Here is a 15,294-nt window from a genome sequence, read left to right as displayed (position 1 = left end):
GTTGCATTCACAGTACAGATAACGTACTAATATTGGCTTTCAACTATAACAACATAAAATCGGAAGTCATTATGTCATCTCACGAAGCAGCTTCTGCCGAGTCACCAGACAACAAGCTAGACACGGGATTTTTTGGTCATCCACAAGGCCTTTCAACCCTGTTTTTCACTGAAATGTGGGAGCGTATGAGCTATTACGGCATGCGCGCACTGCTGGTCTTATTTATGACCGCCAGCCTGCAAGAAGAGGGCCTAGCCTTCACCGTTGCCACCGCAACCGCCATTTATGGCCTATATACTGGCGCGGTTTATTTCCTAGGCCTGCCAGGTGGTTGGATAGCAGACCGCCTACTCGGTGGACAACGCACCGTCTGGTACGGTGGTATCATCATTATGCTCGGGCATATTGTCCTCGCAATTCCCGCACAAAGTACCTTTTTCATCGGCCTGATATTAGTGGCAATGGGTACTGGGTTATTAAAACCCAATATCAGTGCGATGGTCGGCCAATTATACAGCAGTGAAGATGTGCGCCGTGACAGTGGCTATGCCATATACTACATGGGTATTAACATCGGCTCGGTGATTGGCTACATGGTATGCGGCTACTTTATGGAAAATGTTGGCTGGCACTGGGCATTTGGTGCAGCGGCGGTGGGTATGGCCATTGGCCTTGTTCAATATCGTTTGACGCTTGGCAACATTGCAGGGGTTGGTGACAAACCGAGCCACCCGTTAACGCCTGCAGGCAGCAAGAATGCATGGTTTGCAATCGGTGCCGTGCTGGCAGCGACCACGGCGATTGTAGCCATGACTTATGCAGGCATAATCGTGATTGAGCCGGTCACGCTTGCACAATATGTGGCAGTTGCCTTTACCGTGATTTTTCTGGGCTATTATGGCTACATCTATTTTGCAGGTGACCTTGATGAAGGTGAAAAGAAAAAGCTGTGGGCACTGTTTTTAGTCTGTGTGGCATCGGCGTGCTTTTGGTCTGGTTTTGAACAGGCGGGCTCCTCTTTAAACCTATTCGCGCAAGATTATACTGACCGAGTGATCGCAGGCTTTACCGTCCCGACTGCATGGTTCCAATCTTCTAACTCATTCTTCATCATTATTTTATCGCCCTTCTTTGCCGCACTTTGGATCAACCTTGCCAAACGTATGATCACCCCCTCATACAGCCTTAAATGCGCGGTTGGCCTCATCATCATGGCAACAGGCTTTATTGTGATGTTCTTTGCCTCTCAGTACGCAGCACAAGGCTTAAAAGTCGCACCAATGTGGCTTATTACAACTTATTTCTTGCATACCGTTGGCGAGTTATGCCTAAGTCCAGTGGCGCTGAGCGCGGTAAGTAAGTTGTCACCAAAACGTTTTGCAGGACAAATGATGGGGATATTTGTACTGACTTACTCTATCGGTAATATCATTTCTGGGTTGTTAGCGGGTAACTTTGACCCAGAGCAAGTGGATCAAATCCCAAATCTTTACCTACAGATCAGTTTATTTGGTATTGGTGTCGGTATTCTGATTTTACTATTCAGCTTCAGAGCGAAAATTTGGGAAGGCCAAACACAGCAACAATCGACTTAATTTGTTCCAGCCAGATACGGCATCTTAGATAAGGTGTCGTATCCCTCTCTAGCTACGTATCTATTTTTCTCATTTATTTCACCGCATTTTCGCTTCTTTACATGCAATCCTAGCGTTAAGATACTTATGTGATAAAAAAGATGAGAAAACAATGAATAAAATTGTCGTTACAGGTGCAACGGGACTACTCGGACGCGCTTTGGTAAAAGTATTATCCCAATCAAATACCGTCATTGGCACAGGGTTCAGTCGAGCGGCTCCCCCCATTGAGCAATTAGATTTGCATGACCAGGCGGCTATCACCGCATTTTTAGATACTCATCGACCCAACATATTGGTTCACGCAGCCGCTGAGCGCAAACCAGATATATGTGAAAATGATCACCAAGCAACCATTGCTTTGAATGTCCAAGCAGCTGAGTTTCTCGCTCAACTGTGTAAAGACAGGGATATCCAATTTGTATTGGTGAGTACTGATTATGTGTTCGATGGCAAATCTGCACCTTATATCGAAAATGCAGTAACCTCGCCAGTCAATTTTTATGGCGAAAGTAAAGTACAAGCAGAGCAAGCCGTTTTAGCGGTAAGCCCACAGCATACCGTCGTGCGAGTTCCGGTATTATATGGCGATGTGGAATACCTAGCAGAGTCTGCGGTGACCATCATTGCTGAACATGTGTTAAATAATCCACACAGTGAACACGACCACTGGGCTATACGCTACCCCACTCATGTAGAAGATATTGCACTCACCCTAAACGATTTGTTTGCCCAATTACCGGAAAAGCAAGCAGGGATATTTCACATCTCAGACAACCAGTCAATGTCGAAATATGAGATGGCTGTACATATCGCTAAAGCACTCAACCTAGATACTCAAGACCTAGTTGCTTTGCCAGAGCCATCACAGACAGCTGCAAGACCCTATAACTGTGCGCTTAAAGATACCCGACTCAATGCCATGGGCATTGCGCATCATAGAGACTTTGCCACAGCCATTGCCAATGTGCTGAGCAAGCACACTTTATAAAATCATTAAAGGAGCACACAGCGATGCGGTACTTAACTTGGCTATTACTGGTGTGCTCTTTAACGCTTAATGTCTATTTCGAATGGCAGCGTCCTCATTCAATTTTACAGCGCCTTTTCAATGCCCAGCCTGTACAGCAAACCGCAAGCGTGGATATACCAGCAATAGCGGTTGAGCCGCATGCAGATACCCTGCAGTCACACGAACCGCTCGCTGACGCCATACGCGACTTCAAACAAGGCAATATTTTAAGCGCAGTTAATGAGTGGAGCGATACCGACCATCCACTCCAACACCTTGAACAGGTGTATCGTTGGCTAGAACAACTCAGAGGTAAGTTAGCACACCAAAATACCCAACAATTAGCTGACATCTTATTATTCGTGCAGCGTGTTTTATCTATTTCACCAACCGACTTTTCGGCCCTGCAATTAGAAGCTGATGTCTATTTTGCACAAGGCGAATACAATGAAGCCATTGATCGCTATATCAAGCTGCTACACCTTTACCCCGAATACACGCAGTTACAAGACATCATCACCAACTTAATTACACAGCAGTTAGCGCACCTCAAAAAACAAAACAACTGGCATGAAACCATTGCTCAGGGGCAGATATGGCTTAGTGAGCAGCCCAGTAGCATCCCTATTATTGCCGCCATGGTCGAAGCACACTTAGCACTTAACAATGCTTTAGAAGCAGAATTATTACTCTCACAACTCAGTGAGCAGCAACGTCAGCATCAAGCCATTGCACCACTCAAAAAAGCCTTGGATAACACCACCCAACAGGTAGAGAGAATTCCCCTTGTTCGCCAAGGAGAGCATTATGTTTTAAAAGCAAAAATAGCGGGTCAAGACATTGCGCTAATGATAGATACTGGCGCCAGCGTAACGGCTCTTACAGCAGCGCAGTTTGAGCAACTGGCTTATGATGTAAGCTATATAAACTCTCGACGCGTCAGTACTGCCAATGGCATTACAGAAGTGCCATTTTACCAAAGCACAGGCATTCAAATTGGCACAAAGCAAAGAACCCCATTTGAATTTGGAGTGATGGAGCAAAGCCATTATGGGCCAGGTTTACTGGGTATGAATTTTTTACGGCATTTCGATTTTGAAATCGATCAACAAAAGGCTGAGCTAATATTAAAACCTAGATAGGATTTCGTTTAGCACATATTGATCAGCGCGAGAGTCTTTTGTTCATAAAGGTCAATTCTAGGGGCGCTTCCAAACAGCCCACAGAAGACACTTGGTCAACATCAACGCCATTACTAGAGACATTAACAATATCAAAGCAGTTAGACAGCTGGTTTATCAACCCCTCAACCTCATTCATATTGGTTGGTAAAGGTGTCAGTTCAATAGTAACGACACTCAGCATACTCTCTAACGCAATGATGTCTTCTAGCAAGTGGCATTGCTGGCAAGACATAGTGACATTTAACATCGTCGCGTTGTCATCAATCGTGCCATAAACTGCAATTAAGGTTTCTAAACTAATATCGACTTCATTGGTTTGGTTACTCACACGGCGGCGCAGTAAACGGTTGCTGCTGTTGTAAAAGATGTACAGTAAAACCTGATTGAGCAGCGTTTGTGCATGTCGTTTGCTTTGTTTTATTTTACCCAACAAAGCACTACGTAACAGCTTAACGCTACTGCTCAATGCTTCACTCAGTACTGACGATAAACTGAGGTTATGATCTACCGCAACAACTTGGCACTCAGGGTTTAACTCCTGAAATGCTTTATCGAAGCGCCAGTTATCATTCACGCCCAAAGATAATAATGTCTTAGTTTTTGAAATCGCACGAGCGGGGATCAAATGACCACGTTCGTGTGGTCCACCTACTCGAACGAGATCACCACAATGGCTCAAACGCCTTTGTAATTGATTGATCTCCACAACAAGTAACACCAAGTTAACCCAAGTTGTATTAAGTGTAACTCCAATATATATGATTGTTTTAATAAAGTGTGAAAAAACTTTGGTAATAAATTTTTTTATACAAGGGTACGTTCTCTTCAAAAATCATAAAACCCATATTTGTCATCACTTTAAAGAAAGATGCACAATTTTAAAATTTTAATTAATTAAACAGTACTTAGGTCACAAAGAGTAAAAAGTAACACATTGTGTCAACATTTAATCTAATATAGCTTGTTGTCGCCAAATGGTACTTCAAGTTGGTTGCTGCCCTCACGCAGTGGCTGCCCTATCATTTCGTCATATGCGCTTTGCTGACGTAGTGTCATTTTTTGATAAGGTAAATGCTGAACTCGCTTTTGCAACGCCAGCGGGTTATGTGCTCTTAGGGTCTCACCGCGCTCATCAACCACCACATATTCAGTGTCTCCAAGACAGACTGTCAGTTGATACAATGCCTGATCGAGGGAATTTACGACAAATTTATCTATGGTTGCTTTGTCGCCCAGCGCCGCTAACGTAATTTTCATTTTTTCACCTCCAAAAATTGTGTTATACGGGCCACGACGGTGTATAGTTTATTGCGCACAACGGGTCCTATTTTTGTTATCATGCCAGCCCTATTTTTATAACTCGATGTCACTGATGAGCGAACCGATATCTCACCCACCTATGCGTTTGGCAAAATACCTCAGTCACTGTGGTATTTGCTCAAGGCGACAAGCTTCAAGACTCATTGAGCAAGGACTGGTACAGGTAAACGGGCGACCCGCAAATCATATTGACCATGTCACTGAACAAGATGACATTTGGGTAGAAGGCAAAAGGATAGCGGGACTTGCACCTAAACGCTTATATATCTATCACAAACCCGTTGGTATTGACTGTAAATTGAATACGGATGATCCCGCCAGTTTGGTGCATTATTTACCATACACTACTCGGGTTTATCCAATAGGTCGGTTAGATAAAGATAGTCGCGGGTTGCTCTTACTGACCAATGACGGTGAACTATGTCATGCATTGATCCACCCAGACCAACATCAAGAGAAAGAATACCGAGTCACCGTTGATAAAGAAATTGACGAGGCATTTTGTCTTGCAATGTCTCAGGGGGTCCCCGTAGATGGACAATTAACATTACCATGTTCAGTTAAAAAAATAGGCCCAAACACCTTTATTATCATCCTCAAACAGGGGTTAAATCGACAGATCAGGAAAATGGCGAAACACTGTAATCGCCGCGTCGTCGATTTATATCGCACCCGCATTGCCAATATCACACTAGACCCTAATACCTTACCTGAAGGGGATTACTGCCAGATAGATATCGATACATTAACCCTATAACTTAATCCGCCATTTTTAGAGGCACATCACAATCATTGCGATTGGACACAATACGCCCACAGTCCAACTGATAGAGCGCAATAAATCCAAATCACACCAGTAGCAAACACAATATACACATCGTGCAATGATGTGCGCGATGGCTAACCCCTGTATTGTCATGTTTATTGTTCCTGTTGAAAGCACAATCGCCACCGCGATACCAAAAACAATTAAAGACTCAAAACAATTATAATGGGCGGCAACGGCACGAGCACCAAGCCCGGACAACTGACTCTGCTGTGCGCGCGGCTGTTTGTTGTCATAGCCACCCACTTTATTGGCAGCGATGATGATAGGGACTTTGGCCAAGTACGGCAGGAACACGGCAATTAATGCACACATGATAATTACATTCATAGTCACTCCTTGAAATTCAACCTGAGTGCTATTTAATCGCATTTTATCTAAATATAAAACAAAAGAAATTGCCATAATTGAGGAAAATAAAGCCACTCAAATACATAGCTGTGGCTTTATGAGTAACATCCATCACAGTATAGATAACTTACCCCCCGCTGACACTGCGACAGATTGTCGCACTCGTGTCTAGTCACGCTTTGAAATACTCGCCATCACAAAAATTCATTATGGATACAAGCGCTAACATAGTAATTTAAATAACAAATAATCAATGAAGGTGATCTATGGGGTGGATTTTATTTACGTGTTTAGCAGCATTCAGTCAAGCGTGGCGCAATGCCTTGCAAAGCCAACTCAGCAATCATGCCAGCGTCAGTGTGGTCACCTTGGCAAGGTTCCTATTTGCCACTCCTATCGCCGCACTCTATGTCTATCTGCTCTATGCATTTGAGCCCGCACCGGCTATACAGCCCTCATTCACTTTAGGTGCTTATGTACTCGCAGCCAGCCTCATGCAAATCACTGCAACCGCCCTGATGGTGGTGCTGTTCAAACAAAAGAACTTTACAACCGGTGCGGGCTTAGCAAAAAGTGAAGCGTTAATGGCTGCGATCTTAGGTATGTTATTCTTCGGTTCCACCTTAACGCCTTTTGGCTGGATGGGCGTTTTAATCGGTGCAGTGGCAGTTCTACTACTGAGCGGTTTCAGTTTGAAGCAGTTTAATCTAAAAACGGCCGCCATCGGCTTACTATGCGGCACCTGTTTTGCCTTAACCTCACTTTGGGTGAGAGAGGCCGCACTTGCTTCAGGGTTGCCCTTTCCGCACAGTGCGGGGTGGGTATTGTTATACGTACTGGGCTGTCAAACACTCATTTTAAGTCTTTATATCAGTATCAAAACACCTCAAGCTTGGGGAACACTCAAGTCGCATTTGCCCTTGGTACTGTTGATCAGCACCACCAGCTGTATCGGCTCAATTGGCTGGTTCAGTGCCATGAGTCTCCAGCATGTTGCTTATGTCAAAACACTGGGGCAAATTGAAGTCTTCTTTACACTCCTGATCGCTGCTTTTTGGCTTAAATCTCCTCCTAAAAAACGCGATACGCTTGGACTTAGTTTAATCGCGATAGCCGCCGTCATGGTCATGTGGGGTGATGTATTTTAAGCAACCATCACACACGACTTTACCATATGGGATCTGCTTGAACCTTGTCCCTTAGGGACAAGTGTTCAGCTTGAGATCCATCTTCTATACTGAAGTAATCATCACATATTCTTGGAGTTGGTGTGGCAACACGTCAACATTATTTCAGTCAACCTGACACCGTAGAACAAGTTAAAAATAGGCTCTTCAAACAGCTGGCATATTATTGCTTAGGGCTGCATTGCCTATTATTGGTGTTGTTTTGGTATTGTGACATTACCATATTGGCGATGGTCAATGTTGGCAGTGTGATCGCTTGGGCAGTGGGCATCATGCTTCTATATGAGCACAAAAGCCACCTTGCCCTGAGACTGTTTTGTGTTGAAGTCACGCTCCATTCCATATTCGTATGTGCAGTGCTTGGCATGGGCTATGGCTTTCAATATTATCTATGGACCATCGCGAGTCTCATCTTACTCGACTACCAACTCAAGTTAAAAATTGCGTCAGCATTAGCGCTATTGCTCATCCTCACCTTTGCCGCTTTATTTGAGCTTTTTGGCAGCGTTCAAGACAGCTTTGTATTGAGTCATCTCGCGCCCTACATCCACTTCATCAATGTCTTGATCTGTGCACTACCGAGCATATATACCATTGGTCATATTCGTGAGGTCACCTTTTCTAACCGTTATCAACTGGCACAACTCGCAGCCAAAGATCCGTTAACGAGCCTGTTTAATCGCCGCTATGCCAAGGAGCTCATCAAAAACGCACAAGAAAATTGCGTCAATACATCGCAGCAGCTCACCATTGTGATGGCGGACATTGACCATTTTAAGGGCATCAATGATAAATATGGCCATGACATCGGTGATGATGTATTAATCGAAGTGGCACTGAAAATAAAACACCACACACTGCACTCTGATATTGCCGTTCGGTGGGGGGGCGAAGAGTTTTTATTGGTGTTTGTCAATTGTGATTTGGAGACCGCACAAGCGCGAATTGAAAGCCTACGCCGCGAAATTGAAACGCATACTTTCAATGCCGATGCGCTGCAAGTGACCATGAGTTTTGGTATCGCCCAATGGCATCCCGCACTGCCTTTTCGGATGGCCATAAAACTGGCTGACGATGCCTTGTATATAAGTAAAACACAAGGGCGTAATCGAACGACTAGCGCCCCGTCAAAAACAGTGCAAAGTACCTGACGTTTTAAGTCCTATTTATTTGAAAATTCAATTACATGATGTGTTTCACCTGGCAGTAATGGCGTCAACTCCCCTTCCGCGTATGCCGCAAACCCACTGCGGTAGTAAGGTGATAATGGGTGACCGCTTTGCCCTCCAGCAACAGTCATTACCGCCTTGTTTAAGTACCCTGGCTGAGCAATAAATCGTTGCGATGCGCCAAAGCTTCTCCTTTGGACTGCCGGCATAAAGCTATCTCCAAACCCCGGCACTGAAGGCATATCTAAAAAGTGGCTCAAAAATGGCATCTGCTGACTGAATGGGTGCTGTACTTGGAGTTGGTTCACGTTACCCCAGCGCCAATTTGCCATATTCGCACCAAAGCGGCTTTGTAAGGTGTGTTGAGCCTCAGAAAAAGAGCGCTCCAGTACCGCCTGCCAATCTTGATGCCCAGCCAACCAATTGTGTGGCTTAGTTTCGATCAGCTGCCAAAGTGCGGGTTCAAAATAACGCTTAAGATGGCTGAGCGTTTCCTCTTTTGCTTTTAAGTGATTTTCAATTGGGCTAAATACGGTGTCTATCACACGCATTCTAAAATACTTCACTAAGGTATAACCTACGGAGTCACTGCACGCACACGCTCGCCAATTTGCCAAATACTCGAGTGCTTGCTGGTATTCATCTTTTGGCTTTGCAGAATTGGTCAGTGTATCTACCAAGAGTGCATGCCAAGGCAATAAAAAGCGTGCTTCATTATCAAGCTGTAGCTGATTAAAATCAGATTCACTGAATTGATTTTGTGCAAGTAGTCGATCTCGAATTTGTACAGCGCGGGCACCTAAAGCATACCCACCATCACCAAAGCGACGATGTGCTATCGCAGACATCACTCGAGAGTTCGCCGTCCATAACTTACCATTATTCGGATTAATCACTTGCGGTCGTACCAGCTCATTTTTTTGCCATAATGCAGGCTCCGCACGATTAGAAGGCACAGCTAAGTCACTGGGAAAGACCCGCGCAGGCACAGCACCAATAGGCTGCCAAGCAGCATTACCTTGCTCATCTACAACCATCAAGTTTTGTACAGGGATCCCAACATGGTTAGCAACATCCAGCACCTGTGCTACCGTCTTGGCGGTCTCTAGTTTGAGTAAGTTTAAATTCACCGCGTAAGGCTGGTGCGCAACCCACTGTAATGCATAGCGCTTGCCATTGAATTGCTGTACAGGCCCAAACTCACTCATCATCAGTTCAAAGGCATGTGATTGGCCGTCTGGTAAGAGAATTTCTTCTGTGACTGTCTTCACGGTATCTTGTGCGGTCAGTTCAACCCAATCAGCAGTGTCTAAATAGCCGTTTGTAAACCCCCACGCAATGTGATCATTACTTCCCACCACAATCGCGGGCACGCCAGGTAAGCTGACACCAGTCACCGTCACAGGCTGGTTATCTGTTGTTTGGTAATTTAATTGGGCTCGGTACCAGATAGAAGGCACATTCAGACCTAAGTGCATATCATCAGATACCATCGCAGCGCCAGTTGCCGTCAATTGCCCCGTTACAGCCCAATTATTGCTGCCATAAAGTGGCGTATCTTCAATGTGTGAGATATGTTTTGCCACAGAATTAGGAGCCTTAAGCGCAGGGACTAAGATTGACGTCGCTGGCAACTGACTGTCATCCAGCGCCGCTTGATAGCTGCTTGGTTGAAGCATAAAGTCGACCATTGATTGACCAAAATGCTCAGCAATATGGATGAGCGTTTTATCACGTTTATAAGTCACTGACTGCAAGTCCAAATACATACTAAAAATCACCAGCAACGAATCTGCGGGCTGCCAAGGCTGCGCATCCACACCGAGGAGTAAGTATTCAAAACTCGACATGCCGGCTTGCAGACGACCATCATTAACACCTTGGGTATAGACGCTCAGCAGGTTCCTGTCTGTGTCATCCATGGCGGCAACGATCTGCTCGCTGCGCTGTCTGAATTGGTGAAAACGATGAGCCTCATCCAGCTTCAAGGCCGCTGAGCCAAACAACTCACTGAGTTCTCCGGCTGCATTGCGACGGAGTATATCCATCTGGAAAAACCGATCTTGACCATGGGCATAACCCATCGTGTATGCTGCATCTTGTCGATTTTTGGCATGAATTATCGCCTGTCCCATACTATCTCGACTTAACCTACTCGGTGCGGTAATTCTATCGCTAAGGGCGTGTCCATCTAATGCCGGTAAACTGAGTGAGAGCACTCCATAAACAGTCGCAGTCACTATTAATACCCCAATGACAACAACTGATATGCCTAATTTAAACCATTTAAACATATATGTTCCTTTGTGTTCCTTTCTAAACGTGAGCAAGCGAGTCTTGCTAGCAACCTTCTCCAATATGTCCACCAGTTATAGCAAGTCATTGAGTCAGGTTCAAAGACACTTTTGAGACATAATAACTATCATGCTTTTTTGCGGTTCATTTACCCGAGTTTGATTTGGCGACTTTTTAGCAAGGCAACTATAGTTAAGATATTCATGGAACCGACAGACAAGACATGCAAACAGAGAATGTTGTGCCGCCAAGGAAAGCAATACTATCCAAGTTTGGAGTACTCATCCTATTAGCTGTGATCATTGCCACTGGCTGGTATGTTGATCGAGTTAATCATAAACACCTCATCGAAGTGCAAAAAAACCGGGCCTATGAACAGGTAAACCTTTACCGAACCCGTATAGAAGGTCAGCTGGCTGCCAATATTCAGCTGGTAAGGGGGCTCGCAATCGCCCTCGGCAATACAGATAATCTCACGCAACAAACATTTGCCAATATTGCTTCGCCGCTATTCGAGTCAGACGAGGTCCTGCGTAACTTGGGCGCCGCGCCAAATATGATATTAAAATTTATCTATCCACTGGAAGGCAATGAGCAAGCGCTGGGTTTAAACTACAGCACCCATCCCATTCAACGCGTCGAAGCACTCAGAGCACAAAGTACCGGTGAAATCGTTTTAGCCGGTCCATTACGGCTTGTTCAGGGAGGCGATGCATTAATCGCCAGGGTCCCAGTTTATGACGCACAAAAGCAGTTTTGGGGGCTACTTTCGGTGGTCATTGATATGCAAAAGCTGTATCAAAGTGCCAACCTAAGTGAATTGGAAGACAATTATCAAATTGCAATGCGTGGGCAACATGCTCGCGGTGAACAAGGTGCCTACTTTTATGGTTCCAGTGATATTCATCAGCTCAATCCGTTGAAGTTTGAAATCAATGTGCCATCGGGGTCATGGGTATTGTATGCTGCGCCTCGCTTTGGCTGGTCTGGAGAAGACTCTGCGTTGTGGCCATTTCGCCTAGCGCTACTCACCATTGTAATTATCTTTATGATTGCATTTGTCTTTTTCACACGGCTGTTAAAGCAATTGGAAGATCAAGCTAACTCCCTCACCAGCATGGGCTCACTGGCTGAAGTCGGTGCTTGGTCTGTTGATTTAAGTGACCATCACATTGCCTGGTCCACGGTCACTCAACAAATTTTTAATGTCCCCACACACTATCACCCCTCTTGGATGGGCAGTACTGAGTTTTTTAAAGAAGGCCCACAGCGGAAAAAGTTTCAAGATGCCATGGGTCTGGCTATTAAAAAAGGGAAAAGCTTTCAAGGTGAGTTTTTAATTGTGCCTAAAGATAAGCCTCCCTGCTGGGTGCTTATCAAAGCGCAAACAAAGCGGGTGGGTCGCAAAACGCAGGAAGTGTTTGGTTCTATTCAAAACATACACCAACGTAAAACCATGGAGGTAGAACACGAAAAAGTGGCAAAAAACAATGAGCTACTAGCACAGCTCAGTACACATGAAGCCATTTTGAACAACCACCTTGACCGTGCTCAAGAGCTGTGTATCGATACCATTTGCCATGGTGTTAACGCTGCGCGAGCGAGTATCTGGCTATTCAGTGAAGAGCAAACACATTTATACCCAGTGTGCTTTAGCAATACCAAACGAGACAGTCTGCAACACTACCCACCTTGGCGAAAAACGTCACAATCCGCACTTTTTAGCGCTTTATTGAACAAAAATAGTGTTGAAGCTTGGTCAGCTAAAAGCCATGCCGTGACACGTACAATCAATGAGCAATATCTTTCACCTTTTGAAATAGATGCCATTGTATTCGTCCCCATTTTTTTCAAAGACACTTTGTATGGAACGCTAACCGCAGAGTTTAATACGCCCTATCCACAGTGGACACAAAGTGATAAACGCTTTCTTAAAGCCATTGCCGCCATGTTGGCCAGTTTATTTAGCAGCCAACAACAGCAGCAAGCGCAGCATAAAGCGGTTATGGAGAAAGAACTCGCTGAACAATCAGCAAAAGTAAAAGCCTCATTTTTAGCGAGTATGAGTCACGAGATCCGCACACCTATGAATGGGATCTTAGGCATGCTGAACATTTTAAGCAGTTCTAATTTAAATGAAGGTCAACAACGCCACCTCACTCTGGCTCAAAGCTCAGCGGAATCTCTACTGACCATCATCAATGACATTCTCGATTTCTCGAAAATCGAAGCAGGCAAAATGTCAATTGATACTATCCAATGTGACCTCATCCAAATCATCAGCGATTGCTTTGCCGCCTTCGCGCCAAAAGCCATTGATCAACATACAGAGCTGTTTTTAGATAGCCGAAATATGCAGTATCAACTCGCAAAGACCGATCCACACCGCTTGAAGCAAATTTTAAATAACTTAATCAGTAATGCCATTAAGTTTACTGAAAACGGTAAGATCACGCTGACTTGTTACACTGAGCAAAGTAATAAAAATACGCGTTTGTGGTGCAGTATTGAAGATACGGGCATTGGGATAAGCAAAGCACAACTCGATAAAATCTTTGATTCATTTACTCAGGCTGATCCCTCGACTACACGTAAATTTGGCGGTACGGGATTGGGCCTGACCATCGCCAAGCAACTGTGTGAGCTACTCGGCGGCGCGCTGCATGCATACAGCAAACTGGGGGTCGGTAGTACATTTACTTTTTATATCGAATTACAAGAAGCTCAGCCAATCAAGGCATTAGAAAGTAATACTGACAATTTATTGATCATAGATCAACACCCGCAAACGGAGCTCAGTGCAAGGCACATGCTTAACGCGTGGCGAGTGCCCACTGAGCATTTCTTAACGATACCTGACGCACTGGAGTTTTGTGAATCGCAGAACAATGCACATCCAGCGCTCATCGTTACCGCAACGGTGCTGACGCAGAGTTCAGAATTGATCTCTCAAGCTTTATTTTCTTTTATAAAAAAACATCAGCTCAACTATGCGATTTTATGCCACACGCCAGATGAATTGGCTGCACTACCAAAGAGTCATGAAAGCAATACTATTCTTGCCCCATTAACGCCAGCTAATGCTTTGGCCTTGGTGCAGAAAAAGCAAGCCTCACATACTGACAAGCAAGACATTCAGCTCAACTGCTCTGTATTATTGGTGGAAGATAACAAAATCAATCAGACCGTGGCACTCAGCTTATTATCAAAAGTCGGTATCAAAGCCGACTGTGCTGCCAATGGGCGATTAGCCATTGAACAACTACAAAAACTAGAGAGGCCCTACGATATCATTCTCATGGACTGCCAAATGCCTGAAATGGACGGTTACACCGCAACCAAAGTCATCCGCCAAGGTAAGAGCGGTCAGCAGCATCAAAATACGGTTATCATTGCGCTGACAGCCAATGCGATGGAGGGGGATGAAGAAAAATGCCTTGCGGCAGGTATGGATGCGTATTTGAGTAAACCGATTAATTTTGAACTGTTGATAAAATCGCTACAAGAATGGACTCGCTCAACTAGGAAAATTTCTTTAAATAGCATAGAGTAAGGTCATTGCATTGGTTCTAACTCTATGTTCACAGACGCTTACATGTCGATAGAGAAAGGCCTCGTTTCATATTACGATATTACTGAAGAGGGAAACTATGAAGCTCACCACAATCGAACAGCGCTTAATTGGTTGTCTACTAGAAAAAGAAACCACAACCCCCGATCAATACCCGCTTTCTTTGAATGCCCTCACGAATGCTTGCAACCAAAAATCCAATAGAGAGCCTGTACTATCGCTCACAGAAGCTGATGTACTAGATGGGTTGGAGCAGCTCAAGGATCAGCGTTTAGTGATGTCGGATGAGGCATTATCTGGACGTGTGACTAAATATACACATCGTTTTTGCAATACCGAGTTTAGTAGCTTACAACTAGACGAGCAGCAACGTGCCATCGTTTGCTTACTGCTGTTACGAGGGCCACAAACACCAGGAGAGTTACGAACTCGTAGTGGTCGTCTCGCTGAGTTTAGCAATGTTAGCGACGTTGAAGCCGCACTCAATAAGTTACAAGAGCAAGAACTCGTCATAAAATTGGAGCGAGAACCAGGCAAGCGAGAAAGCCGTTACCAACATTTGTTCGGTGATGCACCGACTGCGCAAGCAACGCCGCAAGCCGATATTAATCATCCCAATGAGTTAAATTCTTTGCTTGAAGAAATCAATCAGCTGAAAGCAGAATTGAAAGTCATCAAACAACATCTTGGGCTTTAAAGCATACCGCCATGAAAACATCATTGCCCAGAGACTTGAGGATCAATT

The 15,294-nt window shown here is 44.7% G+C and carries 12 protein-coding genes; 8 read left to right on the top strand and 4 right to left on the bottom strand.

Annotated features, from left to right (window positions below):
• The first annotated feature begins 71 nt into the window (after window positions 1-71).
• From JF50_RS20610 to JF50_RS20600, 3 genes are all read left to right on the top strand, one after another.
• Window positions 72-1,595: a peptide MFS transporter gene (locus JF50_RS20610; RefSeq protein WP_052262602.1), complete on the top strand. Its 1,524-nt coding sequence runs from the start codon at window positions 72-74 to the stop codon at window positions 1,593-1,595.
• Window positions 1,596-1,746: 151 nt separating this feature from the next.
• On the top strand, window positions 1,747-2,625 hold the full coding sequence (locus tag JF50_RS20605; protein WP_039611247.1) for a dTDP-4-dehydrorhamnose reductase family protein: 879 nt from the start codon (window positions 1,747-1,749) through the stop codon (window positions 2,623-2,625).
• A 23-nt stretch (window positions 2,626-2,648) separates the two neighbouring features.
• Window positions 2,649-3,788 (top strand): retropepsin-like aspartic protease, encoded by a 1,140-nt coding sequence (locus JF50_RS20600; protein ID WP_039611246.1) that lies wholly within the window; start codon window positions 2,649-2,651, stop codon window positions 3,786-3,788.
• A gap of 22 nt (window positions 3,789-3,810) precedes the next feature.
• Here JF50_RS20600 and JF50_RS20595 read toward each other — a convergent pair whose 3' ends face one another.
• Together JF50_RS20595 and JF50_RS20590 are read right to left on the bottom strand one after the other, a co-directional pair.
• Window positions 3,811-4,548 (bottom strand): hypothetical protein, encoded by a 738-nt coding sequence (locus tag JF50_RS20595; protein ID WP_039611245.1) that lies wholly within the window; start codon window positions 4,546-4,548, stop codon window positions 3,811-3,813.
• A 233-nt stretch (window positions 4,549-4,781) separates the two neighbouring features.
• On the bottom strand, window positions 4,782-5,087 hold the full coding sequence (locus tag JF50_RS20590; RefSeq protein WP_039611244.1) for a DUF6482 family protein: 306 nt from the start codon (window positions 5,085-5,087) through the stop codon (window positions 4,782-4,784).
• A gap of 115 nt (window positions 5,088-5,202) precedes the next feature.
• Between JF50_RS20590 and JF50_RS20585 the strand changes: the two genes are divergently transcribed.
• Complete coding sequence (locus JF50_RS20585; protein ID WP_039611294.1) at window positions 5,203-5,907, top strand: pseudouridine synthase; 705 nt, start codon at window positions 5,203-5,205, stop codon at window positions 5,905-5,907.
• Window positions 5,908-5,922: 15 nt separating this feature from the next.
• Here JF50_RS20585 and JF50_RS20580 read toward each other — a convergent pair whose 3' ends face one another.
• Window positions 5,923-6,306, bottom strand: a complete 384-nt coding sequence (locus tag JF50_RS20580; protein WP_039611243.1) for an MAPEG family protein — start codon at window positions 6,304-6,306, stop codon at window positions 5,923-5,925.
• Window positions 6,307-6,593: 287 nt separating this feature from the next.
• On the opposite strand from JF50_RS20580, the gene JF50_RS20575 reads away from it, so the two are divergent.
• On the top strand, window positions 6,594-7,475 hold the full coding sequence (locus JF50_RS20575) for a DMT family transporter (RefSeq protein WP_039611242.1): 882 nt from the start codon (window positions 6,594-6,596) through the stop codon (window positions 7,473-7,475).
• A gap of 122 nt (window positions 7,476-7,597) precedes the next feature.
• Complete coding sequence (locus tag JF50_RS20570; protein ID WP_039611241.1) at window positions 7,598-8,665, top strand: GGDEF domain-containing protein; 1,068 nt, start codon at window positions 7,598-7,600, stop codon at window positions 8,663-8,665.
• Between the two features lie 11 nt (window positions 8,666-8,676).
• Here JF50_RS20570 and JF50_RS20565 read toward each other — a convergent pair whose 3' ends face one another.
• Entirely contained in the window at window positions 8,677-10,977 is a 2,301-nt protein-coding gene (locus JF50_RS20565; RefSeq protein ID WP_039611240.1) for a penicillin acylase family protein, read from the bottom strand.
• Between the two features lie 224 nt (window positions 10,978-11,201).
• On the opposite strand from JF50_RS20565, the gene JF50_RS20560 reads away from it, so the two are divergent.
• Both JF50_RS20560 and JF50_RS20555 read left to right on the top strand, forming a co-directional pair.
• Window positions 11,202-14,531, top strand: a complete 3,330-nt coding sequence (locus tag JF50_RS20560) for an ATP-binding protein (protein ID WP_039611239.1) — start codon at window positions 11,202-11,204, stop codon at window positions 14,529-14,531.
• A gap of 97 nt (window positions 14,532-14,628) precedes the next feature.
• Window positions 14,629-15,246 carry a YceH family protein gene (locus tag JF50_RS20555; protein WP_039611238.1) on the top strand — a complete coding sequence of 206 codons (618 nt, stop codon included), beginning with the start codon at window positions 14,629-14,631 and terminating at the stop codon, window positions 15,244-15,246.
• The last annotated feature ends 48 nt before the right edge of the window (window positions 15,247-15,294 follow it).

This window comes from Pseudoalteromonas luteoviolacea (assembly GCF_000814765.1).
In the GTDB taxonomy this organism is placed as follows: Bacteria; Pseudomonadota; Gammaproteobacteria; order Enterobacterales; family Alteromonadaceae; genus Pseudoalteromonas; species Pseudoalteromonas luteoviolacea_H.
Note: the sequence above shows the minus strand (reverse complement) of the source record. Positions and strands in the feature narration are given on the sequence as shown.

Bases quoted from the DNA above. Each gene is read 5' to 3' on its own strand.
- JF50_RS20560 (WP_039611239.1), top strand. From the start codon at position 11,202: ATGCAAACAGAGAATGTTGTGCCGCCAAGGAAAGCAATACTATCCAAG.
- JF50_RS20555 (WP_039611238.1), top strand. From the start codon at position 14,629: ATGAAGCTCACCACAATCGAACAGCGCTTAATTGGTTGTCTACTAGAA.
- JF50_RS20565 (WP_039611240.1), bottom strand. From the start codon at position 10,977: ATGTTTAAATGGTTTAAATTAGGCATATCAGTTGTTGTCATTGGGGTA.
- JF50_RS20610 (WP_052262602.1), top strand. From the start codon at position 72: ATGTCATCTCACGAAGCAGCTTCTGCCGAGTCACCAGACAACAAGCTA.
- JF50_RS20580 (WP_039611243.1), bottom strand. From the start codon at position 6,306: ATGAATGTAATTATCATGTGTGCATTAATTGCCGTGTTCCTGCCGTAC.
- JF50_RS20575 (WP_039611242.1), top strand. From the start codon at position 6,594: ATGGGGTGGATTTTATTTACGTGTTTAGCAGCATTCAGTCAAGCGTGG.
- JF50_RS20600 (WP_039611246.1), top strand. From the start codon at position 2,649: ATGCGGTACTTAACTTGGCTATTACTGGTGTGCTCTTTAACGCTTAAT.
- JF50_RS20605 (WP_039611247.1), top strand. From the start codon at position 1,747: ATGAATAAAATTGTCGTTACAGGTGCAACGGGACTACTCGGACGCGCT.
- JF50_RS20590 (WP_039611244.1), bottom strand. From the start codon at position 5,087: ATGAAAATTACGTTAGCGGCGCTGGGCGACAAAGCAACCATAGATAAA.
- JF50_RS20585 (WP_039611294.1), top strand. From the start codon at position 5,203: ATGAGCGAACCGATATCTCACCCACCTATGCGTTTGGCAAAATACCTC.